This window comes from Streptomyces telluris (genome assembly GCF_024519335.1).
Classification (GTDB): domain Bacteria; phylum Actinomycetota; class Actinomycetes; order Streptomycetales; family Streptomycetaceae; genus Streptomyces; species Streptomyces telluris.
This window is the reverse complement of the sequence record NZ_JANIID010000003.1, coordinates 391106-414272: the sequence shown is the minus strand read 5'-3', so window position 1 is coordinate 414272 and position 23167 is coordinate 391106. Positions and strand designations below refer to the sequence as shown.

Annotated in this window: 20 protein-coding genes; 6 read left to right on the top strand and 14 right to left on the bottom strand. The window is 71.9% G+C overall.

Features of this window, described 5'->3' with window-relative positions; translation table 11 throughout:
* Window positions 1-32: 32 nt before the first annotated feature.
* From NQU55_RS06120 to NQU55_RS06075, 10 genes are all read right to left on the bottom strand, one after another.
* Window positions 33-428: a cytidine deaminase gene (locus tag NQU55_RS06120; protein WP_168091947.1), complete on the bottom strand. Its 396-nt coding sequence runs from the start codon at window positions 426-428 to the stop codon at window positions 33-35.
* The gene (locus NQU55_RS06115) at window positions 425-1717 is read right to left on the bottom strand and encodes an ABC transporter permease (RefSeq protein ID WP_372504637.1); all 1293 of its coding nucleotides are present in this window, start codon (window positions 1715-1717) and stop codon (window positions 425-427) included. Before NQU55_RS06115 ends, NQU55_RS06120 begins: the two co-directional genes overlap by 4 nt.
* Complete coding sequence (locus NQU55_RS06110; RefSeq protein ID WP_168091946.1) at window positions 1714-2820, bottom strand: ABC transporter permease; 1107 nt, start codon at window positions 2818-2820, stop codon at window positions 1714-1716. Before NQU55_RS06110 ends, NQU55_RS06115 begins: the two co-directional genes overlap by 4 nt.
* Window positions 2817-4499, bottom strand: coding sequence for an ABC transporter ATP-binding protein (locus NQU55_RS06105; protein ID WP_372504641.1), 1683 nt, complete (start codon window positions 4497-4499; stop codon window positions 2817-2819). The genes NQU55_RS06110 and NQU55_RS06105 overlap by 4 nt, the downstream gene beginning before the upstream one ends.
* Before the next feature lie 267 nt (window positions 4500-4766).
* Window positions 4767-5795 (bottom strand): BMP family lipoprotein, encoded by a 1029-nt coding sequence (locus tag NQU55_RS06100; RefSeq protein WP_168091944.1) that lies wholly within the window; start codon window positions 5793-5795, stop codon window positions 4767-4769.
* Window positions 5796-6140: 345 nt separating this feature from the next.
* Window positions 6141-7376, bottom strand: coding sequence for an amidohydrolase (locus NQU55_RS06095; RefSeq protein ID WP_168091964.1), 1236 nt, complete (start codon window positions 7374-7376; stop codon window positions 6141-6143).
* Window positions 7377-7489: 113 nt separating this feature from the next.
* Window positions 7490-8770, bottom strand: coding sequence for a hypothetical protein (locus NQU55_RS06090; protein ID WP_256789955.1), 1281 nt, complete (start codon window positions 8768-8770; stop codon window positions 7490-7492).
* A gap of 10 nt (window positions 8771-8780) precedes the next feature.
* Window positions 8781-9722, bottom strand: coding sequence for an N-acetylneuraminate synthase family protein (locus NQU55_RS06085; protein WP_179082331.1), 942 nt, complete (start codon window positions 9720-9722; stop codon window positions 8781-8783).
* Window positions 9723-9789: 67 nt separating this feature from the next.
* Window positions 9790-11253 carry a cytidylyltransferase domain-containing protein gene (locus tag NQU55_RS06080; RefSeq protein WP_256789951.1) on the bottom strand — a complete coding sequence of 488 codons (1464 nt, stop codon included), beginning with the start codon at window positions 11251-11253 and terminating at the stop codon, window positions 9790-9792.
* Window positions 11254-11321: 68 nt separating this feature from the next.
* Window positions 11322-12647 (bottom strand): DUF6716 putative glycosyltransferase, encoded by a 1326-nt coding sequence (locus NQU55_RS06075; RefSeq protein WP_256789949.1) that lies wholly within the window; start codon window positions 12645-12647, stop codon window positions 11322-11324.
* A 187-nt stretch (window positions 12648-12834) separates the two neighbouring features.
* Between NQU55_RS06075 and NQU55_RS06070 the strand changes: the two genes are divergently transcribed.
* From NQU55_RS06070 to NQU55_RS06060, 3 genes are read left to right on the top strand one after another with little or no spacing between them, the layout of a single operon-like run.
* Window positions 12835-13923: a glycosyltransferase family 2 protein gene (locus tag NQU55_RS06070; RefSeq protein ID WP_256789947.1), complete on the top strand. Its 1089-nt coding sequence runs from the start codon at window positions 12835-12837 to the stop codon at window positions 13921-13923.
* Entirely contained in the window at window positions 13923-15326 is a 1404-nt protein-coding gene (locus NQU55_RS06065; RefSeq protein WP_168096765.1) for a polysialyltransferase family glycosyltransferase, read from the top strand. The genes NQU55_RS06070 and NQU55_RS06065 overlap by 1 nt, the downstream gene beginning before the upstream one ends.
* Window positions 15323-16483, top strand: a complete 1161-nt coding sequence (locus tag NQU55_RS06060) for an acyltransferase family protein (RefSeq protein ID WP_372504636.1) — start codon at window positions 15323-15325, stop codon at window positions 16481-16483. Before NQU55_RS06065 ends, NQU55_RS06060 begins: the two co-directional genes overlap by 4 nt.
* On the opposite strand, the gene NQU55_RS06055 is transcribed toward NQU55_RS06060, so the two are convergent.
* A complete protein-coding gene (locus NQU55_RS06055) occupies window positions 16433-17113 on the bottom strand; it encodes a TetR/AcrR family transcriptional regulator C-terminal domain-containing protein (protein ID WP_256789944.1) in 681 nt (226 codons plus the stop codon). The genes NQU55_RS06060 and NQU55_RS06055 overlap by 51 nt on opposite strands.
* Window positions 17114-17183: 70 nt before the next feature.
* On the opposite strand from NQU55_RS06055, the gene NQU55_RS06050 reads away from it, so the two are divergent.
* Window positions 17184-18902 (top strand): FAD-dependent monooxygenase, encoded by a 1719-nt coding sequence (locus NQU55_RS06050; RefSeq protein ID WP_308402200.1) that lies wholly within the window; start codon window positions 17184-17186, stop codon window positions 18900-18902.
* 27 nt (window positions 18903-18929) lie between these two features.
* Here NQU55_RS06050 and NQU55_RS06045 read toward each other — a convergent pair whose 3' ends face one another.
* The 3 genes from NQU55_RS06045 to NQU55_RS06035 all read right to left on the bottom strand — a co-directional run bounded on the left by NQU55_RS06045 (window position 18930) and on the right by NQU55_RS06035 (window position 21704).
* Window positions 18930-19607 (bottom strand): signal protein, encoded by a 678-nt coding sequence (locus NQU55_RS06045; protein ID WP_168094651.1) that lies wholly within the window; start codon window positions 19605-19607, stop codon window positions 18930-18932.
* Window positions 19608-19716: 109 nt separating this feature from the next.
* Window positions 19717-21114, bottom strand: a complete 1398-nt coding sequence (locus tag NQU55_RS06040) for a GntP family permease (RefSeq protein WP_168094652.1) — start codon at window positions 21112-21114, stop codon at window positions 19717-19719.
* Window positions 21115-21188: 74 nt separating this feature from the next.
* Window positions 21189-21704, bottom strand: a complete 516-nt coding sequence (locus tag NQU55_RS06035; protein ID WP_168094653.1) for a gluconokinase — start codon at window positions 21702-21704, stop codon at window positions 21189-21191.
* A gap of 127 nt (window positions 21705-21831) precedes the next feature.
* On the opposite strand from NQU55_RS06035, the gene NQU55_RS06030 reads away from it, so the two are divergent.
* Together NQU55_RS06030 and NQU55_RS06025 are read left to right on the top strand one after the other, a co-directional pair.
* Complete coding sequence (locus NQU55_RS06030) at window positions 21832-22533, top strand: FadR/GntR family transcriptional regulator (protein WP_168094654.1); 702 nt, start codon at window positions 21832-21834, stop codon at window positions 22531-22533.
* A gap of 84 nt (window positions 22534-22617) precedes the next feature.
* A complete protein-coding gene (locus NQU55_RS06025; protein ID WP_168094655.1) occupies window positions 22618-22818 on the top strand; it encodes a hypothetical protein in 201 nt (66 codons plus the stop codon).
* Window positions 22819-23167 lie beyond the last annotated feature (349 nt).

Here is a 23167-nt window from a genome sequence, read left to right as displayed (position 1 = left end):
ATCAGCAACCCCTCCGGCGCTTAGGGACATCTTTAACGATTCAGGTCAGCGGGCCCAAACGCATCCGGCAGGAGCTCCGCCAGCGGGCGGATGCCGGTGGTGGTGTCCACGGCCAGCTCGGGGCCGCCGTGCTCCCACAGGAGCTGGCGGCAGCGCCCGCAGGGCATGAGGACGTTGCCGTGCCGGTCGCAGCAGGTGAAGGCCACGAGCCGGCCGCCGCCCGTGGCGACCAGCTCGGAGACCATCCCGCACTCGGCGCACAGGGCGACGCCGTAGGCCGCGTTCTCCACGTTGCAGCCGGTCACGGTGCGGCCGTCGTCCACGAGGGCGGCCGCGCCGACGGGAAAGCCGGAGTACGGGGCGTAGGCCCGGGACATCGCGTCCCGGGCCTGCCCGCGCAGCTCCTCCCAGTTGGGGGAAGAGGTCACTTGCCTTGGCCCTTCCGGTAGGGCTTGCCGTTCGCCTTGGGCATCCGCAGGCGTTGCGAGGACACCGCCAGGACGAGCAGCGTGGCCACGTACGGGGTCGCGACGACGAGCTCCAGCGGCACGGTGTCGGTCGTGGCGTACCAGACGACCAGCAGGACGCCGATCACGCCGGCGATGACCGCGGCACGCATCTTGCCGACCTTCAGGCGCCAGGCGGCGACGCCGATCAGGATGACGGCCAGGAGCAGCAGCAGCGCGTGGACGGTCGGGCCGCCGGCGCGCAGCTGGAGGCTGTCCATGAAGCCGAACAGGCCGGCGCTCATGGCCACGCCGCCCGGCCGCCAGTTGCCGGAGATCATGGTCGCGAGACCGATGTAGCCGCGGCCGGCGGTCTGGCCGTCGGAGTACATGTGCGTGCCGATGGCGAGGAACGCGCCGCCGAGGCCCGCGAGGGCGCCGGAGACGACCACGGCCGCGTACTTGTACGTGTAGACGTTGACGCCGAGGGACTCGGCGGCCACCGGGCTCTCACCGCACGAGCGCAGGCGCAGGCCGAAGGCGGAGCGCCACAGCACGTAGAAGGTGAGGACGAAGAGCAGTCCGGCGACGATCGTCAGCCACGAGACGCCGGTGGTGAGGCCGCGGACCATGCCGGCGACGTCGGAGACGAAGAACCAGTGGTGCTTCTCGATGTCGCCGAGCCAGTCGGACAGGCCGGGGATGGAGAAGTCCGGCATGTTCTCCATGACGGGCGACTGCTTGTCGTTGCCGCCCGCCTCCTGGGCCGCGCTGCCCTCCGCGCCGAACCACAGCTTGGCGAGGTACTGCGTGACGCCGAGGGCCAGGATGTTCATGGCCACACCGGAGATGATCTGGTCGACGCCGAAGGTGACGGTGGCGACGGCGTGCACGAGGCCGCCGAGCGCACCGCCGACGATGCCGGCGAGCGCCGCGGCCCAGGGGCCGTGCTGCCAGCCGATCCAGCCGGCGCAGAAGGTGCCGAGCATCATCATGCCTTCGAGGCCGATGTTGACGACGCCCGCGCGCTCGGCCCACAGCCCGCCGAGGCCGGCGAGGCCGATCGGCACGGCGGCGGCCAGCGCGGAGCTGTACTGGCCCGAGGAGGTCAGGTCGTTGGCGTCCGTGATCATCCGCAGGGCGGAGAGCAGGAGCAGGGCGCCCGCGATCATCAGGAGGACGACGGGGTAGGAGAGCTTGCGCCGCTCCTTGCCGTCCTTGTTCTTGCTGCTCAGTCGCCCGGCGAGGGCGGCGGTGAAGGTGGTGCTCACGCGGAAACCTCCGCCTTGTCGCTCTTACGGGCCTGGGCGGCGAGCTCCTCGCCGACCTTGCGCTGCTGCATCTTGAGGCCGTACCGGCGCACGAGCTCATAGGCGATGACGACGCACAGGACGATGACGCCCTGCATCACACCGACGATCTCCTGGGCGTAGCCCTCGAACTCCAGCTGGGTGCTGGTGCGGTCCAGGAAGCCCCACAGGAGGGCGCCGGCCACCATGCCGATGGGGTGGTTGCGGCCCAGGAGGGCGATGGCGATACCGGTGAAGCCGATGCCGGTGGGGAAGTCGGTGCCGTAGTTGTACGAAACGCCGAGCAGGGTCGGCATGCCGACGAGGCCGGCCATGGCGCCCGAGAGCAGCATGGCGGTGATCACCATGCGCTTGACGCTGACGCCGGAGGCGTGGGCGGCGGACTCGGACTGGCCCACGGTGCGCAGGTCGAAGCCGAAGCGGGTGCGGCCGAGCACGAACCAGTAGGCGAGGCCGGCCAGCGCCGCGACGACCACGAAGCCGTAGATCGGCTTGGGCTGGGTCGGGATCTCGAAGAAGTGCGCCGCGTCGGGCAGGTAGGGCGTGTGGACCAGGTTGCCCTCCTTCTCCGCGAGACGGCCGTCCTTCAGGAAGTAGGCGATGACCGAGGCGCCGATGGCGTTCAGCATGATCGTGCTGATCACCTCGCTGACGCCGCGGGTGGTCTTCAGCAGACCGGCGATGCCCGCCCAGAGGGCGCCCACCAGCATCGCGACGATGATGATGACCGGGATCTGGATGATGCCGGGCAGCGTGAGCGCGCCACCGACGACGGCGGCGAAGAAGGCCGCGATGCGGTACTGGCCGTCGACGCCGATGTTGAAGAGGTTCATCCGGAAGCCGATGGCGACGGCCAGCGCGGACAGGTAGTACGGGGTGGCCTTGTTGATGATCCAGACCTGGCTGTCGCTCTTCGAGCCGTAGTCGACCATCACCTCGAAGGCGTGGAACGGGTCCTTGCCGGTGGCGGCGATGATGATCGACGTGAGCACCAGGGCGGCCACGACGGCCAGGACCGGGGCGGCGATGCCCAGAATTACCTTGTTCTTGTCGAACTTCTTCACTTCTCGTCACCCTCCCCCGCGGCCTCGTCGGTAGCGTTCTTCTCGTCGCCGGCGACGTCGGCGACGCCCTCGGCGGTGGTCTTCTCTCCGCCGGTGGCGGTCTCCTCGCCGTCCTCGGTGTGCTCGAGGTGGCCGGTTGCGGCGCCGGTCATGGCCGAGCCCAACTCCTCCGGGGTGATCGTGGCGGGGTCGGCGTCGGCGACCAGGCGGCCGCGGAACATCACCCGCAGGGTGTCGGAGAGCCCGATCAGCTCGTCCAGGTCGGCGGAGATCAGCAGCACCGCCAGGCCCTCGTGGCGCGCCTCGCGGATCTGGTCCCAGATCTGCGCCTGCGCGCCGACGTCCACGCCCCGGGTGGGGTGCGCGGCGATGAGCAGCTTGGGCGCGTGGCTCATCTCGCGGCCGACGATCAGCTTCTGCTGGTTGCCGCCGGACAGGGAGGCCGCGGTGACCTCGATGCCGGGCGTGCGCACGTCGTACTCGCGCACGATGCGCTCGGTGTCGGTGCGGGCGGCCTTGTTGTCGAGGACGCCGCGCTTGCTGTTGGGCTTCTCGGTGACGTGACCGAGGATGCGGTTCTCCCACAGCGGGGCTTCCAGCAGCAGGCCGTGGCGGTGGCGGTCCTCGGGGATGTAGCCGATGCCGTCCTCGCGCCGCTTGCGCGTCGGCACGTGGCTGATGTCGGCGCCGTCGAGGGTGACGACGCCCCCGTCCGGCTCCCGCATGCCCATGATGGCCTCGACGAGCTCGGCCTGGCCGTTGCCCTCCACGCCGGCGATGCCCAGGACCTCGCCCTTGTGGATGGTCAGGGAGATGCCGTCGAGGACCGCGCGGACCACGCCGTCGGGGTCGGTCGCCGACAGGTGCAGCCCGTCCACCTTCAGCATCTCGACGTCGGTGACCGTCGACTCGCGGGTCTCCGGCGAGGGCAGCTCGCTGCCGACCATCAGCTCGGCGAGCTGCTTGGGGGTGGTCTCGCTGGGGACCGCGGTGCCGACGGTGGTGCCGCGGCGGATGACGGTGATGTCGTCCGCGACGGAGAGCACCTCGCCGAGCTTGTGCGAGATGAAGATGACCGTGAGGCCCTCGGACTTGAGCTCGCGCAGGTTGTCGAAGAGCGCGTCGACCTCCTGCGGGACCAGCACCGCGGTCGGCTCGTCGAGGATCAGCGTGCGGGCGCCGCGGTAGAGGACCTTGAGGATCTCCACGCGCTGGCGGTCGGCGACGCCGAGGTCCTCCACGAGGACGTCGGGGCGCACGCCCAGGCCGTACGCGTCGGAGATCTCCTTGATCTTCGCGCGGGCCTTGCCGCCGATGCCGTGCAGCTTCTCGGCGCCCAGGACGACGTTCTCCAGGACGGTGAGGTTGTCGGCGAGCATGAAGTGCTGGTGCACCATGCCGATGCCGCGCGCGATGGCGTCGCTCGGGCTGTGCAGGGTGACCTGCTCGCCGTCGAGCGTGATGGTGCCCTCGTCCGGCTTCTGCATGCCGTAGAGGATCTTCATCAGGGTCGACTTGCCGGCGCCGTTCTCACCGCAGAGGGCGTGGACGGTGCCGCGGCGGACCGTGAGGCGGATGTCGTGGTTGGCCACGACACCGGGAAACCGCTTGGTGATGCCCTCGAGCTCTACTGCGGGGGCCTGCGTACCTGCGGCTTCGGTACTGGTGGACGCTTTGATGGCGCACTCTCCTCGGGGAAGGGAGCGGGAGGAAGAAGAGGAACCGCCCGGGCGGGGACCGGGTGAAGCTCCTTGGGGCGGGGGCGACGCTACACGCGTCAACGGGATGCTACGCGCGTAGCGTTGGCCGCAGCGCCCCCAGCCGGGGGCCGGGGGCGTGTGTACGGGCCCGGTGGAGAGGTCCTCTCTCCGCCGGGCCCGAGGCCTTGCGGTCCGGCCGGTCGCGGGGACCGGCCGGGCCGGTGCCGGTCAGGGACCGGCACCGCGTCACGGGGTGGTCTTGACCTTGACCTTGCCGTCGACGATGTCCTTCTTCGCTTCCTCGATCTTGGCCTTGATGTCGTCGATGAAGCCGCCCGAGGTGGCCAGCGAGACGCCGCCGTCCTTGACCAGGTACGGGTGCGGGCCGGTCAGCGGCTTGCCGTCCTTGACGCTCTTGATCATGTCGAAGACCGCGACGTCCACGTTCTTCACGACCGAGGTGAGGATGTGGTCCTTGTACTTGGCCAGACCCGGCTGCTGGTACTGGTCGGAGTCGACACCGATGGCCCAGGCGTCCTTCTTGCCGGCGACGGCCTCGATGGAGCCGTTGCCGGAGAGACCGGCCGCCGTGTAGATCACGTCGATGTCGCGGTCGAGCATGCCCTTGGCCTTGTCCTTGGCGGCCGCCGGGTCGTTGAAGCCCTTGTCGCTGCTGCCGAGGTACTCGGAGGTGACCTCGATCTTCGGGTTCGCGGCCTTCGCGCCCTGCTCGAAGCCGGCCTGGAACTTCTTGATCAGCTCGTTGTCCACGCCGCCGATGAAGCCGACCTTGTTGGTCTTGGACTTCAGGGCCGCGGCAACGCCCGCGAGGTAGGAACCCTCGTGCTCACCGAAGGTGATGCTGTCGACGTTCGGGCTGTCGACGACCGAGTCGACAATCGCGAAGTTGGTCTTCGGGAACTCCTTGGAGACCTTCTCGATCGACTTCGCGTAGTTGAAGCCCACGCCGATGACCGGGTTGTAACCCGCGTCGGCGAGGGAGCTGAGGCGCTGCTCGCGCTCGGCCTCGGTCTCGCCGTTCTTGGCGGTCATCATCTTGCCCTTGATGCCCAGTTCCTTCTCGGCCTTGTCCAGGCCACGAGCGGCGGACTCGTTGAAGGAGTGGTCGTCACGACCACCGACGTCGAAGGCGAGACCGACACCCTTGCTGCTGCCGCCACCGGATTCGGTGGAGGACTCACCACAAGCGGTGAGGGTGAACGCGAGAGCTGCGGTGGTGATACCCGCGGCAGTGATTGTGGATACCCGGCGCACGAGGGGCCCCTTCACTCGAAGCGCCTCCATTGGCGCTGGACGCCGGAATCGTAACGCGCGTAGATGGACTGAAAAGGGGTACATCAAAGCCGTTATCGGATCGTCGCGAAGCACTATTGACCCGATTGCGTCGGGGATACATCCATCCAGCCCAGTCAGGGCTGGGATCGGCCGTCCGCACCCCCGATGGGTTTTACGTACAACGTGATCTGACCCCGAACCACCCAGGTTTTACGTACAACGTGACCTGGAACTCTCGATCCGGACCCGAGTCCGGCATCAACACGCCCAATGTGCACGCCTATGTGCAATCAATACGCACCCAAAAGCCGGTGCTTACTACAGCTAAACCGGCTGCCCATCCAGCAATGCGGCGGCCGTGAAGAGTTCCACGCCGGCGGTGATGGAACCCTCATCCACGTCGAAATCCCCGCAATGCAGGTCACGTCGGGTCGTGTCGCCCACCGGGCGGACGCCCAGGCGGGCCATGGCGCCGGGCACGTGCTCCAGGTACCAGGAGAAGTCCTCGCCGCCGAGGCTCTGCTCGGTGTCCTCGACGGAGGCGGCCCCGCGGCGGGCGGCCATGGCGCGCCGCAGCAGGCCCACGACCTCGGCGTCGTTGACGACCGGGGGCACCCCGCGGACGTAATTGATCTCCGACTTGGCCCGGTGGAGCGTCGCGACCTCGTCGATCGCCGCGTGCACCAGGTCGGGGGCGTCCCGCCAGGCGTGCAGGTCCAGGCAGCGGACGGTGCCGGAGAGCTCGGCGTGCTGCGGGATGACATTGGGAGCGTGACCCGTCTCCATCCGGCCCCAGGTGAGGGAGAGGCCCGAGCGGGCGTCCACCCGGCGGGCCAGCACCGCGGGCACGTCGATCGCGATGCGGGCGGCGGCGGTGACCAGGTCGGTGGTGAAGTGCGGGCGGGCGGTGTGGCCGCCGGGGCCGCCCAGCGTGACCTCCAGCCGGTCGCACGCGGAGGTGATGGGGCCGACCCGCAGGCCGATGCGGCCGACCTCGACCTTGGGGTCGCAGTGCACCGCGATGATCTTGCCGACGCCGTCCAGGGCCCCGCACTCGATGGCGTCGAGGGCGCCGCCGGGCAGCACCTCCTCGGCGGGCTGGAAGATCAGCCGGACGGGCTGGGGCAGCAGGCCCTGCTCGGCGAGGTCGGCGAGGACCAGGCCGGCGCCGAGGACCGCGGTGGTGTGCACGTCGTGGCCGCAGGCGTGCGCCATCCTGGGGACCGTCGAGCGGTACGGGACCGTCTTGGTGTCCGGGATGGGCAGCGCGTCGAGATCGGCGCGGAGCGCCAGCATGGGCCGGGCGGGCACGCCCGGCTCCCGCCCGACGTCGCAGAACAGCCCCGTGCCCGTGGACAGCGTCCGCGGGGAGAGGCCCGCCCGCTGCAGTCTCGCCTTGACGGCCGCGGTGGTCCGGAACTCGCGGTTGCCCAGCTCGGGGTGCATGTGCAAATCCCGCCGGAACGCGATGAGTTCGTCGCGCAGCCCCGGGGGGAGCGCACCGGCGAGCACCCCCTCGCCCGTCCCCTGAGAAGTGGCAGTCCCGGCGTCGCAAGGCATCAGATGGTTCACGCAGGGAAGAGTAGAGCCCCCACCCGGGCAACTGCCCCCCGATCAAGAAAAGTTCAGCCGCATGGATGGCTCACCTGAGGGGTATGACCAGTCTTTACGGCTCAGGGAGCGGTCAGCGGGCTGGCCGGAAGTCGCCGCACATCCCGGGCCGTGTCCGTCACCTCGGCCAGGAATCCCTCCGCCCGAGGAGAGGCGTGCTCGGTGAGCCAAACGGGGTCGATGTCGCAGACCGCGACCGTGATCCCGGTGCCGGCGAGGGCCAGCGGCAGCGTGTGCACGACGGTCGAGGGGAAGCTCAGGACCGTGCGGCCGACCGGGCCGCGGCGGGCGACGATCTCCAGTGGGAGCTCCGGGCGCACGACTTCCAGCCCCACCGCGTCCGCTATCCGGCGCAGCTTCTCCGCGCTCTCGCGGCGGTGGGCGAAGTAGCGGGTGGCGCCGTGGGCGCGGGCGAGGGAGGCCACGGCCCCGAGGTAGCGTTCCGGGTCCACGACCCCGGTCTCCACCAGGGAAGTGCCCACGAGGTCCGTGCCGCCGGTGAGCCGGGGCGGGCCGAAGGCGGCGCGCGTCCAGGCGAAGTCGTTGGCCCGGACGTCTACGCCGGGTGGCGGTTCGACCGGCATCGAGGTGAACACCTCTACGCTCCGGCGATCGTTGGGCGTCAGCATCCGGCGCGCTGAAGCAGAGACCGGCGCGAAGATGAGATCGCGCGCCCCTTTACTGCCGCGGCGGTGCCACCGTACAAGGCTTTCGCCCCGGCCGAGTTGGGCGACGAACTCCATGGTGGCCGTGCCGTCGTCCACCACCACCAGCTCCCGGGCGCGGGTGATCGTCAGCAGCAGCTGCACGTAGCGCGAGAACGGGTCGCCGATCACGATCCGCTGCGCCCGGCGCAGCGGGCCCGCGAGGCCGCCGACCGTGGCCACCGGCGCCGTCGGCCCGCCCCGCGCCTCCTCCCAGCGCACCTCGTGCCCCTGGTCGCGGGCCAGCTCGGCCATCCGGCGCAGCTGGCCGCGCGACATCGGGTCGTGGGGCGCGAGGACGACGACCAGGAGCCCGCTGGGTTCGGGCCGGACGGGCGACGCCCCCGGCCCGGTGCCGGCGTCCTGGTCGCGCGGCCCGGGCTGCCGGGGGACGCCGCCCGCCAAGGGCAGGCCGGGCGGTCCGGGGTGCCGGGCCGCGGAGGCCGGCCGGGCCCGCTGCCCGTCCGCCCCCGTCGCGTACGCCCATTCGAGGACGTTGAGGAGCTGGACGGGGCTCTCGACGAAGGCGAGGGTGCGGGCGGGGCCGGGGGCCGCATCGCGGGCCGGGGCAGGGGCACGGACCGGCTCGGGGGCCGGTTCCGGCGGGGGGCCGCCCTCGGGGGCGGGGCTCGGGGTCACCTGGGGCCCGTCAGACCGCGGCCGGCTCGCGGTCGCCGCCCTCGGCGACGACGCCCGCGACCCGGCGCAGCTTGCGCATCGGGCCGAGCTCGCTGTCGTAGACGCGCTTCACGCCGTCGCCGAGGGACTCCTCGACGACGCGGATGTCGCGCACGAGCCGCGCCAGGCCGCCGGGCTCGACGGAGGCGGCCTGGTCCGAGCCCCACATGGCGCGGTCGAGGGTGATGTGGCGCTCGACGAAGGCGGCGCCGAGGGCGACGGCGGCGAGGGTGGTCTGCAGGCCCGTCTCGTGGCCGGAGTAGCCGATCGGCACGTTGGGGTACTCGGCGCGGAGGGTGTGGATCACCCGGAGGTTGAGCTCGGCGGCCTTGGCGGGGTACGTGGAGGTGGCGTGGCAGAGCAGGATGTTCTCGCTGCCGAGCACCTCGACGGCGTGCCGGATCTGCTTCGGGGTGGACATGCCCGTGGAGAGGATCACCGTGCGGCCGGTGGCGCGCAGGGCGCGCAGGAGCTCGTCGTCGGTGAGGGAGGCGGAGGCCACCTTGTGGGCGGGGACGTCGAACTTCTCCAGGAAGGCGACGGCCTCGGTGTCCCAGGGCGAGGCGAACCAGTCGATGCCGCGCTCGCGGCAGTGGGCGTCGATGGCGCGGTACTCGTCCTCGCCGAACTCCACCCGGTGGCGGTAGTCGATGTAGCGCATCCGGCCCCAGGGCGTGTCGCGCTCGATGTCCCACTGGTCGCGCGGCGTGCAGATCTCGGGGGTGCGCTTCTGGAACTTGACGGCGTCGCAGCCCGCGTCGGCGGCGGCGTCGATGAGGGCGAAGGCGTTGGCCAGGTCGCCGTTGTGGTTGATGCCGATCTCGCCGGTGACGTAGACGGGGTGGCCGGGGCCCGCCGTTTTGGCGCCGAGGGTCCGGACGGGGGCGTACGGGGCGGTGAGCACGGAGTTCATGCGGGGCGGTTCCTTCGCGGTACGGGGACGGGGGGTCGTAAGGGGGCCGGGCCCGGGCGGAGAGGGCTCAGGGCATGGCCAGGCCGGGGCCCAGCAGCCAGGTGGCGATCTCGCGCAGGGCGCCGTCACCGCCGCGCGCGGCGGTGACGGCCCGGGCCGCGCCGCGCACGGTGTCGTGGGCGTCCGCGACCGCGACCGGCCAGCCGACGAGCCCGAGGCAGGAGAGGTCGTTGACGTCGTTGCCGACGTAGAGCACGCGGTCGGGGGCGATGCCCTGCTCCTCGCACCACTGCTTGAGCGCGCGGTCCTTGCGGTCGACGCCGTGCAGGACGGGCACGCGCAGCTTGCGGCCGCGGGCGGCGACGACGGCGTTGGCCTCGGTGGAGAGGATCAGCAGGCCGAGTCCGGCGCGGCGCAGGGCGGCGATGCCGAGGCCGTCGCCGCGGTGGACGGCGACGAGTTCGCGGCCGTCGGCGTCGATGAGGACGCGGTCGTCGGTCTGGGTCCCGTCGAAGTCCATGACGACGGCGTCGACGTCGGCGCGCGTGGGGCGGGCGGCGGGGTCGGGGCCGTCGAGGAGGGGCGCGAGGGCGCGGGCGCGGGCGAGGTCGTGCGGGTCGTCGACCTCCAGGACGCGGGCGGTCTCGGAGCGGACGAGCTCGGTGCGGCCGAAGAACCGGTGCCGGGCGGCCCGGAAGCCGTCGGCGCGCATGGCGTAGGCGGCGCCGGTCTCCAGGAGGTCCTGGGGGCGGTCCTGGCGGCGGGGGCGGTGGGCCTTGTCGTGGTTGACGCCGAGGGCGCCGGAGGGGGGCGGGGTTGCGGCGCGGGCGGCCGGGGTGCCGGCGTCCTCACCGCGGTCCTCACCGCGGCCCTCACCGCGGTCCTCGCCGCCGTTCTCACCGCGGTCCTCACCGCCGTCCTCGCGCCACACGAAGCCGTGGAACGGCGCCACCGTCAGGGCGCTGTCCGCGCCCCCTTCGAGGACCGCCGCGGCCACGCCGTCGACGTCCCCGCTGGTCAGGAACGGGCTCGTGCACTGCACGAGCAGGACCGTGCCCACTCCGGTGCCGTGCAGCGCCTCGTACGCGTCCATCGCGTGCAGCACGGCCGCCTCGCTGGTCGCGGTGTCCCCGGAGAGGTCGGCGGGGCGCTGGACGACGACGGCTCCGGCGCCGCGCGCGGTGGCCGCGATGCCGGGATCGTCGGTGGAGACGACGACGTCGGTGACGAGGCGGGCGGCGCGGCACGCGCGGACGGCGCGGGCCACGAGGGGCACACCGCCGATCGCGGCGAGGTTCTTGGCGGGCACGCCCTTCGACCCGCCGCGGGCGGGGATGACGGCCAGGACGGCCGGGACGGCGGAGTCGGCCGGGACGGCGGAGTCGGCCGGGACGGCGGAGTCGGCCGGGACGGCGGAGTCGGCCGGGACGGCGGAGTCGGCCGGGACGGCGGAGTCGGCCGGGACGGCGGAGTCGGCCGGGACGGCGGCTGAGGCAGCCGTGTCGGCCCGGTCGGCCGGGGCGGCTTGCATGACGGGCTCCTTGCGTGTCCGGGGTTCGGGGTGTCCGGAGCGGCGGCGGGGCACTGCCGCTCCGGCGGTCACAGCTCGCCCGCCCGGCGGATCAGCGGAGCCACCCGCTGGACGCCGTGGCGGTAGGCGCCGCGGGCCGCGTCGCGCAGGGCGGCGCGGCCCGCGCGGCGCAGGGCGCTCTCCTCGCGGGGTGTTCCCGCCCGGCCGGGAAGGGGACGGCCTCGGTGGTCGAGGCCGTGGCGGGCGAGGACGGCGGGGAGGTACCCGGGTGCGGTGGCTGCGGTGTAGTAGGGGTCGAGGGGCGGGAGGGCCGGCCGAGCTGCGAGGTCCTCGACGCGCTGCCGGGCGGCGGCGAAGGCGGCCTCCCCGGAGCCGTCGGAGGGCACGCCCTGGCGGGCGGCCCACTCCGGGTCGGCCTCGGGCAGGTGGCCCGCGTCGAGCCGGTCCCAGGAGGCGAGGCAGCCCGAGCCGAGGAAGTGGTGGTTGCCGAGGGCCTCGCGGATGCCGAGGTCGGTGAGGACCGCGGTGGGGATCCCCCGGTGGAGGGACTCCAGGGCCGCGGTGGAACTCACGGTGACCAGGAGGTCCGTGCGGTCGAGCACCTCGCCCATGTGCCCGTAGACGAGGCGGCAGTTGGCCGGGAGTCCGCCGGGCAGGCGCAGGGCGAGCTTCTGGTACGGGAGTTCCTCGATGTGGGTGGTGTGCTCTCCGGGCTTGCTGCGGAGTTTGATGAGCACCTCGCGCTCCGGGTGCGCCCGGGCGTGCGCGACGGCGCGCCGCAGCAGATAGGTGCGGTCGGCGCGGCTCTCCGGCACGGAGGGCTGGGCGGCGAACACGACGGTGAACGGGCGCACTTGATCGCGCTCGGGTCCGTTCCGGTCGCCGAGGAACGGCAGCGCCCATGCGGTCACGCACGACGCGTCCGCACCCACCCCCTCGTAGACCTCGCGGAAACGGACGGCGTCGTGCGGGGAGTTGGCGAGGACGAGGTCGGCACCGTGGCGCAGCAGCAGCCCGTCGGCGAGCTTCTCGTAGACGACGCCCACGTAGCCGGTCACCACGACGGGCCTGCGGGGTTCCCCCGCCCAGGCCGCGGCGAGACCGTGCACCATGGCCTGGACGGCGCCGCCGACGCAGGCGAGCACCACGACGTCGCAGCGGTCGCGTCCGGCCGAGCGGACGAACTCCGTCCCGGTGACCTCGGCGATCTCCGCCGCGGCCACGCCCACTTCGGTGAGCTGGCGGGCGGTGGGGGTCGCGCGGCCTCTCAGGAGGCGCCCGTCGAGCCGTGCGCCCGGGGCGAGGCGGTGCGCGGTGAGCGCCCCCCATTTCCACCGGGTGTCGGAGTCGGCGAGCACGGCGATCCGCAGCGGAGGTTCGGTACGTGATGGCACGTCGCCGACGATAGAAATCCATTCCGTTTCGTTGCCCAACGCGAGGGCAACAGCCGGTAAACAGCACACCGACGATCGGCGAATCGGCCCGGGAGCGGGTCGGGTTCATCATTCCGCCGCGCTTCGTTCACCTCCGCGCCCGCCCGTGGACAAGACGAATGCCGGGGGGCCGCCTAATGTCGCCGGGGTGGTCAAGCTCTCCGTCATCGTCCCGTTCTTCAATGTTCAGACCTTTGCGCCCGATGTGCTGAGAAGTCTGCGTGCGAATGCCCGTGGGGATTTCGAATTCATTCTCGTGGACGACCGTTCGACCGACGGCACGCCGGCGCTCCTGGAGCGCGCCGGGCGCGAGCTGCCGGGCGCCGTGGTCGTGCGCCACGAGCGCAACGGCGGCCTCGCCACCGCCCGCAACACCGGACTGGACGCGGCGCGCGGCGAGTACCTGACCTTCCTCGATGGCGACGACTGGCTCGCGCCCGGCTACTACGAGCAGCTCGTCTCGTTCATCGAGGGACTGGACGTCGACTTCGTCCGCACGGACCACGTGCAGTGCACGGGCCGCACCCGCACCGTGCAGCGCGTGCCGCACGGCCGCCGCGGGGTGGTGCTCGACCCCCGCGGCGCGATCCTGCCGGCGGACCGCTCGACGTCCGTCGACTATCCGTACGCCTGGGCCGGCATCTACCACCGGCGGCTGCTGGACGCCGGGCTGCTGCACTTCACCGACGGCCTGCGGACGGCCGAGGACCGGCCCTGGATCTGGCGCCTGCACCGCGAGGCGCGCACGTTCGCCGTGGCCGGGCTGCTGGGCGTCTTCTACCGGCGCGGAGTCGCGACGTCGCTCACCCAGATCGGCGACGTGCGCCAGCTCGATTTCCTGCGCGCATTCGATCAGGTCATCGAGGAGACGGCCCGGGACCGGGACTCGGAGGAATTCCTCCCGAAGGCCGTTCGAACATATTGCGCAATCATTGCCCATCATCTGACGAATATCGAACGTTTTGAGCCGCAGGTGGCCCGTGCATTGCGCACGAAGAGCGCGGCCGCACTGCGCCGACTGCCACCGGAACTCGTCAAGGACGCCGTGAATTCCATGGACTACGACCGTGCGATCCGCTTGCGGAGGCTGAGGCGACGGCCGGGCGGGAGGCCGGGTATTACGGGCACTGCGGGTGCTGCGGGTGCTGCGGGTGCTGCGGGTGCTGCGGGTGCTGCGGGTGCTGCGGGTGCTGCGGGTGCTGCGGGCACCGGCGGGGCCGGCGGGGCGGCCGCCTGATGCCCGCCCTGCCGCCCTCCGCGCGCCACCGCACACAGATCTTCCTCGCGTCCACGCTCTACGGAGCCGCGACGCTCGCCGCCGCCCTGGACGCCGGGTGCTTCACCCCCGCCGACCGCCGGCTGCTGCTCGTCGCCAACACCGCGGCCGTACCGGAGACCACCCCGGCCCTGGACGAAGCCCCCGGCTTCGAGCGGCTGCGCAGCCGCTTCGACGGCGTCCTTTCCTGGAACGACGCGATCCGCCCCTTCCACCCGTCCGGCTGGTCGCCCCGCCCTGACGACGCGCCCCTGTGGGAACGGCATCTGCGGCTGCTCTGGGACCTGGGCGACGACGACGTCTCCCTCGTCGTCGAGTCCCTCCAGGTCAGCCCCGCGCTCGCGATCGTGCAGTGCTTCCCCGACGCCCCTCTCGACGTCTACGCCGACGGCCTCATGAGCTACGGCCCCACCCGCAACAAGCTCGACCCGCTGATCGGCACCCGCGTCGGGCGGCTGCTCCACCTCGACCTCGTCCCCGGGCTGCGGCCGCTGCTGCTCTCGGAGTTCGGCGTCGCGCCGGAGACCGTCCCCACGGAGGTCTTCACCAAGGTGCTGGCCGAACTCGCCGACGCCGCACCCGCTCTCGACGCCCCCGAAGGCGCCGCGCTGCTGCTCGGCCAGTATCTGTCGGCGCTCGACATCCTCACCCCCGAGGAAGAGGAACAGCTGCACGTGCGGATGCTGCGCGGCGCGGCCGGGCGCGGCCACCGCGACCTCGTCTTCAAGCCCCACCCGGCGGCACCGGCCCGCTGGTCGCAGATGCTGGAGGAGGAGGCCGGCCGGCTGGGCGTCACCCTGACCGTCCTCGGCACACCCGTCCTGGCCGAGGTCGCCTACCAGCAACTGCGCCCGGCCCTGGTGGCGGGCTGCTTCTCAACGGCCCTCCTGACGGCGACGACCTTCTACGGCCTCCCGGCGGCACACACGGGCACGGACCTCCTCCTGGAACGCCTGAGCCCGTACCAGAACAGCAATCGGGTGCCGGTGACGTTGGTGGATGCGCTGCTGCCTGCGTTGCACACAGACTCCTCCCAGCCCACGTTGTGGGCAGGCGTCGGCGAGCACCCCGACCTGAACGACCTCCTGGCCGCGGTCGGCTTCGCGATGCAGCCCCAGATCTACCCGAACCTGCGCGGCACCGCCGAGCGCTACCTCACCACCCACCTCACCCCCCACACCCGCCGCTACTTCAAGCGCCGCCGCCTGACCTCCCTGGCATTGCCGGGCGCGATCCCGTCGCAACTGGCGTTCCTGCCGCGCAACCCGACCGTACGGAAGGTGGCCCGGAGGGCGCGCGCTCTGCAGCGGCGGCTGTCCAAGGCGAGGGCAGCAAAGGCGACGAAGGCGACGGTGACCACGTGACGGCCCCGACCCAGCCGCGGCTGCGCCGCAAGGCACCCTTGGAGCGGCCGGCGCCGTTAGGGGAGCCCCACGGCGGCAGCCGCCTCCGTGCCCTGGACGCCCTCCGCATCATCGCCGCCCTGATGGTGGCCCTCTACCACTACGGCGGCCGCGACGGCGACGTGAGCCGCGCGTGGGGCGCATCGCCGCGGCACGAATTCCCCACCCTGTCGGGCGCGTTCGCCTACGGCTGCCTCGGCGTCGAGATCTTCTTCGTCATCAGCGGCTTCGTGATCTGCATGAGCGGCTGGGGACGCCCCCTGCGCTCGTTCTTCGCCTCCCGCGCGGCCCGCCTCTACCCCGCCTACTGGGCGGCGATCGTGCTGGTGACCGTCGCGTTCGCGCTACCGTGGGTCGCGTACAAGACGGTGTCGTTCAGCGACGCGCTCGTGAATCTGACGATGCTGCAGCAGCCGGTGGGCGCGCAGCGCGTGCTGGGCGTGTGCTGGACGCTCTGGGCGGAGTTGCGGTTCTACGCGCTCTTCGCGTTGTTCGTGGTGCTGCCGGGGGCGACGCGGCACCGGGTGGTGCTGTTCTGTGCGGTGTGGACGCTGGCGACCGTGGTGACGACGGCCTCGCACGTGGAGTTCCTGCGGGTCGTGGTGATGCCGGAGTACTCGTCGTACTTCATCGGCGGCATCGGCCTGTATCTGCTCCACCGCTTCGGGCACGACCTCCTGCACTGGGGGATCGTCGCCGTGAGCTTCCTGGTCGGGCAGCACTACGCGGTGGCGGGGCTGTGGCACCCGCCGAGCCCGCACTACTTCTCGTACCGCTCCCCGTACGTGATCGTGGCCGTCCTGGCGCTGGGCTACGCGGCCGTGGCGGCCGTCGCCCTGGGCCGGTTCTGTTGGGCCAACTGGCGCTGGCTGACGGTCGCGGGCGCGCTGACGTACCCGTTCTACCTCGTGCACGAGCACCTGGGGTGGGTGGTGATCGGCGCCCTGCACCGGAGCCTCGGCATCCCCTCGTACGCGACGCTCGGTCTGACCGTCGCCCTGATGCTGGGCCTGGCGTGGCTGCTGCACCGGTGCGTGGAGCAGCGGCTCACGCCCGTCCTGCGCAGGTCACTCGACGCCGGGGGAACCGCCCGCGGATCCTCTGACGGACGGCGGTAGCAGGGTCGCCTCGATGCCGGCGACGACGGCGTGCAGTCCGTCCTCGAAGCCGGCGTCGAGATCGCTGAAGAACACCTCTCCGGCCTGTATGGCCAGGGGGTAACCCTCCAGTTTCCGGGCGCGCTCGGCCAGTTCGTACGCGGGGTCGCGCTCGCCGCCGGGGTCGGGGTAGACGGACTGCTCCTCGATCACGTACCCCATCGTGTACGTGTTGATCGTGAACCAGGCGCGGGCGGCGGCCTGCGGGGTGAAGCCCGCGTCCACGATCACCCGCATCATCTCCTCCACCGGGCCCGCGTAGCCCATGCCGGTGAAGCGCGTGCCGCTGAAGACCTTGGCGCCGTCGCGGTAGCCGAGCAGGAAGCTGCGGATCGCGCGGGCCGCGCCGGTCAGGAACTCCTGCCACGTGCCGGTGTCGACGGCGGTGAGCGATCCGGCCATGCGCCGGAACATCTCGGTGGCCACCTCGTCGAGCAGCTCCTGCTTGTTCTTGAAGTGCCAGTAGAGCGCCGGGGCCTGGACGCCCAGCTCCTGGGCGATCCTGCGCAGGGTCAGGCCTTCGAGGCCCACCTCGTTGAGCAGGCGGAGGGCGGTTTCGGCCACTTGGGCGCGGTCGATGCGAGTTGCCACCTTGACAGCTTAACGGCGTTCAGTTCAGTCTGGGTACAGCGCGAACTTAACAACGTTAAGGGGGATTCTCGTGGACACCGCAGCACTGGGCACCACAGCCATGGGCACCGCAGCACCGGGCATCACAGCACCGGACACCGCAGCGCTGGACACCGAAGTACTCATCGCCGGAGCCGGGCCCACCGGCCTCGTCCTCGCCATCGACCTGACGCGGCGCGGCATCCGCCACCGGCTCGTCGAGCGGGACGGGCGCGGATTCCCCGGCTCGCGCGGCACGGGGATACAGCCGCGCAGCCTGGAGGTGATGGACGACCTGGGCACGGTGGCGGCCCTGATGGCCTCCGGCGGCCCCGTCCCGCCCATGCAGACGTGGGAGGGCACCGAGCGCCTGCGCGAGTGGGATCTCGTCGAGCCCGGCGATTCCTCACCCGGCGTGCCGTATCCCCATGTGCTGATGTGCCCCCAGTGGCGCACGGTGGAGGTGCTGTACGCGCGCCTCGAAGAGCTGGGCGGCCGGGTGGACTTCAGCACCGAGCTGACGGGATTCGCTCAGGACGAGGACGGCTCCGGTGTCACGGCCGAGCTGCGGCATGCCGACGGCACGGTGGAGACGGTGCGGGCGGCCTACCTCGTCGCGGCGGACGGCGGGCGCAGCACCGTCCGGAAGGCGCTCGGCGTGCCCTTCGAGGTCGAGGTCGTCGACGCCCGTGCGGCACAGATCGCCGATGTGAGGATGAGCGGCTTCGAGCAGGCGGGGATCGACCGCGATCACTGGCACATGTGGCCCACGGCGCCCGGCGGGCTCATCGGCCTGCGCCCGCTGGAGGCCTCGGCGGACACCGTCCAGATCATGGCCTTCTGGTCCGACACCTCCTACGAGCCGGATCCGGAGCGCGACGCCACCCCGGAGGCGCTGGCCCGGCTCATCGCCGAACGCACGGGGATCACGGGCCTCGTGCCGGAGGAGACCGTCTGGGCGTCGTCCTTCCGGCCGAAGGCCGGCATGGCCGAGCGCTTCCGCACCGGCCGGGTCTTCCTCGCCGGGGACGCCGCGCACATCCACTCCCCCGCCGGTGGGCAGGGCCTCAACACCAGCGTGCAGGACGCCTACAACCTCGGCTGGAAGCTGGGCGCCGTCCTGCGGCACGGCGCGCCGGACGCCCTGCTCGACACGTACGACGCGGAGCGGATGCAGGTGGCCTCCGACGTGCTGGCCCTGAGCACGCGCATGCATGCGCAGGACCGCTCCCTCGGCGTCGAGCGGGGCCTGTCGCGGCGCGGGAAGGACACCCACCAGCTCACCCTCCACTACCGGACGGGCCCGCTGGCGCGCGAGCTGCGCCGGGGCCTGCCGGAGGGGGCGGAGGAGAGCGCGTCGAAGGCCGGCTCGAAGTCCGGCTCGAAGTCCGGCCCGGAGGAGGACGTCCTGCGGGCGGGCGACCGGGCGCCCGACGCGCCCTGCACCGACCCCTCGGGCGCGCCTTTCAGCCTCTTCGACGCCTTCCGGGGCCCGCATTTCACCCTGTTGGACCTCACCGGGTCGGATGCCGAGGGCGCTTCGGCGGCGGCCGCGGTGGCGGACGTGGAGTGGGTGCGTACGTACCGGATCGGCGGTGCCGCGCCGGATCTGATCGATGCCGGCGAGCACGCCAAGGCGGCGTACGGCACGGGGTTGTTCCTGGTCCGCCCGGACGGCTATGTCGGGCTGGCCACGGACGACGCGGCGGACGTTCGGGCGTATCTGGCGGAGGTGTCGGGGATAGGGGCGGCGCCGGGGATACGCCCCTGAGCGGTGGTACGGGCGGGGCCTGCGGGCTCAGGCGGCGTCGTGGTCCGTGGCCGACCCGGCCGCCGGCACCTTGAGCGTGTAGTCGACCGAGACGGTGAAGCGCCCGGAGGATCCCCGGATCTGCACGGTGTGGTTGCCGGGGCGCAGCGGCTCCATCTGCACCCACAGCCCGCAGGCGTGGGTGCGGAAGCTGCCGCCGCCGTCGGTGAGGGGGTTGCCCTCCTCGGCGGTGACCCGTACGGGCGTGGCGTCGTAGCGCTCGGCCCGCAGGGGCTTGCCGTCGAGGGTGGCGGTGCCCTTGGCGGGGGCCATGAACTCGGAGCAGCCGGCCTGGTCGCTCATCAGGTTCACCAGCGGGAAGGCCACCCGCCGCCCGGCCGGGACGGCGCACGTGCGCTTGGCGCGTTCGCCGAAGGTGCCGGCCAGGAACCAGACGCCGTCCTTCTGGCCCCGGTCGCACAGGCTGCCGTCCCGGTCCTCGACCGGGTTGGAGCCGCTGGGGCTGGAGGCCGCCCAGGTCCACCAGCGGCCCTGGAGGTCGGAGGCGCCGAGCGGGCCCGCCGCCGCGTCGGGGGACGCGGGGGCGGTGGCGCCGCCGTTCGGGGTGCTCTTCGCGTCCGCGTGTTTCGGGGAGGGGCTGCCCGAGCAGCCGGCTGCCAGCAGGGAGGCGCCGAGCAGTACGGCGACAGGTCTTCCGATGCGCATGCGCGAAGCCTAAGGTCCGATATGTCCATCGGAGCGGCAGCAACGCAGAGCGGACGGCGCAACCACGGCCGAGAGGAGCAACGGACCGGGGGCCGGGGCCCCCGGCGCGTCAGAGGACCAGCGAGAGCAGCAGCACGAACACGAGGGAGACGACGGAGATCACGGTCTCCATCAGCGACCACGTCTTGACCGTCTGCCCGACGTCCATGCCGAAGTATTCCTTCACCATCCAGAACCCGGCGTCATTGACGTGGCTGAAGAACAGCGAGCCACCGCCCACGGCCAGGACGAGCAGCGCGGCGTGCGTCGTGCTCATGTCGGCGGCCAGCGGGGCGACGAGGCCCGCGGCCGAGATGGTGGCGACCGTGGCCGAGCCCGTCGCGAGCCGGATGGCGACGGCGATCAGCCAGGCCAGCAGCAGGGCCGAGACCGACCAGTCCTTGGAGAAGTCCAGGATCATCCGGCCGACGCCCACGTCGATCAGGGTCTGCTTGAAGCCGCCGCCGGCGCCGACGATCAGCAGGATGCCGGCGATGGGGACGAGGGACTTCTCCACGGTCACGGCGAGCCGGTCGCGGCCGAAGCCGGCGGCGCGGCCGAGCGTGAACAGCCCGACGAGGACGGCGGCGAGCAGGGCGATCAGCGGCGAGCCGATGACGTCGGTGACGCGCTGGACGTGGTTCTCGGGGTCGTCCACGACGATGTCGACGAGGGCCTTGGCCAGCATGAGGACGACGGGCAGCATGACCGTGGCGACGGTGGCGGCGAAGCTGGGGCGCCGCTCCAGTTCGGCCGAGGGCCGCTGAGGTATGAGCTTCTCGGGCGGCGTGACGTCCACCCAGCGGGCCGCCAGCCGGGAGAAGAGCGGGCCGGCGATCACCGCGGTGGGCACGGCGATGAGCACGCCCAGGGCGAGGGTGACGCCGAGGTTCGCGCCGATGGCGTCGATGGTGGCCAGCGGGCCGGGGTGCGGGGGCACCAGGCCGTGCATGACGGACAGTCCGGCGAGCGCGGGGATGCCGATGCGCATCAGGGAGTGGTTGCCGCGCTTGGCGACGAGCAGCACCACCGGGATCAGCAGGACGATCCCGACCTCGAAGAAGAGCGGCAGGCCGATGACGCTCGCGATCAGCACGATCGCCCAGGGCATTGAGCGCGGCCCCGCCTTCGCCAGGATCGTGTCGACGATCTGGTCGGCGCCGCCGGAGTCGGCCAGGAGCTTGCCCAGGATCGCGCCGAGCGCGATGAGGACGCCGACGCCGGCGACGGTCGCCCCGAGCCCGGTGGTGAAGCTCGCGATGGCCTTGTCCAGGGGCGCGCCCGCCACGGCCCCCAGCACCAGCGAACCGATGGTCAGGGAGAGAAAGGCGTGCAGCTTGAGGCGGGTGATGAGAAGGACGATGACGGCGATGCCGACGAGGACGGCGATCCCCAGCTGTGCGTGACCCGCCGACGTGATCGGTTCGGCGGGGGCCGCGGCCAGCATCTCGACGCTGAGAGTGCTCACGGGGCTTCCTTGGAGGGAGGAAGGGGGGAGGGGGGAAGGAGAAGGGGGAGGAGGAAGGAGAAGGGCAGGAGTGATCAGAACTGCTGCAGGCCGTGAACGGCCCGCTCCGCGATGACCTCCGGCCCGGGCTCGACGTCCACGTCGACGCCCGCCTCGTCCGCGCCGAGCGGTTCGAGGGTGGCGAACTGGGAGTCCAGCAGCCGGGTGGTCATGAAGTGGCCCTTGCGGGCGGCCATGCGGCCGGCGATCAGTTCGTGATCGCCGGTGAGGTGGAGGAAGACGAGACCGGGGGCGGCCGCGCGCAGCCGGTCCCGGTACGCACGCTTGAGCGCGGAGCAGCTGACGACCCCGCCGCGGCCGGCCCGGCCCGCGGCCCACGCGCCGATGGCGTCGAGCCAGGGGGCCCGGTCGGCATCGTCGAGGGGGGTCCCGGCGGACATCTTGGCGATGTTGGCGGCCGGGTGGAAGTCGTCGCCTTCGGCGTAGGGGACGCCGAGGGCCTCCGCGACGAGCGGGCCGACGGTGGTCTTGCCGGTGCCGGCGACGCCCATCACGACGACGACGTGGGGGTATGCCGGACGGCTGCTCATCGGGGCCTCGCTGTCTCCGTTGACGGGGGGTGCGGACACTGAAACCCATTACGTACGACATATTCAAGACTCTGTGACTCAAACGTCATACTTAATTTGCCGCGGCGGAGGACCGTAGGCTTGCCCCATGGAAAACCAGGGGCAGGGGCTGCACGGACGCGTGCTGGAGTCCCTCGGGCCCGCGATCACGGCGGGCGCGTACCCGCCGGGCAGCGTGCTGCGCACTGACGAGCTGGAACAGCGCTTCGAGGTCTCCCGCACGGTGATCCGCGAGGCGATACGCGTCCTGGAGTCCATGCACCTGGTCGTCTCCCGGCGCCGGGTCGGCGTGACCGTCCGCCCCACCGAGGAGTGGAACGTCTACGACCCGCAGGTCATCCGCTGGCGCCTGGCCGGCGCGGACCGCCCGCGCCAGCTCCGCTCCCTCACCGTCCTGCGCTCGGCCGTCGAGCCGGTGGCGGCGGGCCTCGCGGCACGCCTCGCCACGGCCGAGCAGTGCGAGGAGCTGACCCGGCACGCCCTCGGCATGGTCGCCACCTCCCGCGGCCAGCAGCTGTCCGCCTATCTGGTCCACGACGTGGCCTTCCACCGGGTGATCCTGCGCGCCTCCGGCAACGAGATGTTCGCCCGCCTGGGCGACGTCGTCGCCGAGGTCCTCACCGGCCGCACGGAACACCAGGTCATGTTCACCGACCCCGACCCGGCCGCCGTCACCCTCCACGTACGCGTCGCCGAAGCCGTACGGGAACGGGACGCGGCCCGCGCGGAGGCCCTCACCCGCGAGATCACCGCCGGCGCGATGGCGGAGCTGGACATCCTCGCCCCCTGACCCGGATGTACCAGCCACGCCACAAAGCAACAGGGGTGCGACAAAATGATCGCCACATCGAACGGCCGTCCGTAGCCTGACCCTATGCGCCCCGAGAACGACCACGCCGGCGATCCCCACCGCGACCGCACCCCCGCCGACGACGACCAGCCCCTCTTCATGCGCCAGCGCTACGGCACCCGCTGGGTCTACAACCACCGCAACCCGATGGGCCTCGCCCTCATCGTGATCACGCCGATCCTCGCCATCGGAGCGCTGCTGCTGATGACACGGGGCGGGCGCTAACGCCTCCGGCGCACCGCGGATGCATCGGGGCACGGTTTCCTACCGATGCGGGCCGGGCCCGGCGGAAAAGCGCGCACTCATGCGCGCGCCGCGCCACGACCAAGTTCACCCAACAGAGGCGCATCTCCGCCGAGTTGAGCCGATAGGGTGATCTCAGCGCGCCAATGGTGCGCCTCCCCTCATGGATCGTCTCCGGACCCCGGCCCTCGGGGCCCGGCCCGACCCTGAGGAAAGGTCGTCGACCGGGATCTCGGCGGCCGGTCTGAGGGGAGGCGCCCATGGGGCGTCGCAGGAAGCCGAAGCTGCCCATCCGCAAGCGCGTCGAGGACCTTCTGGTCCGCGCCGCGTG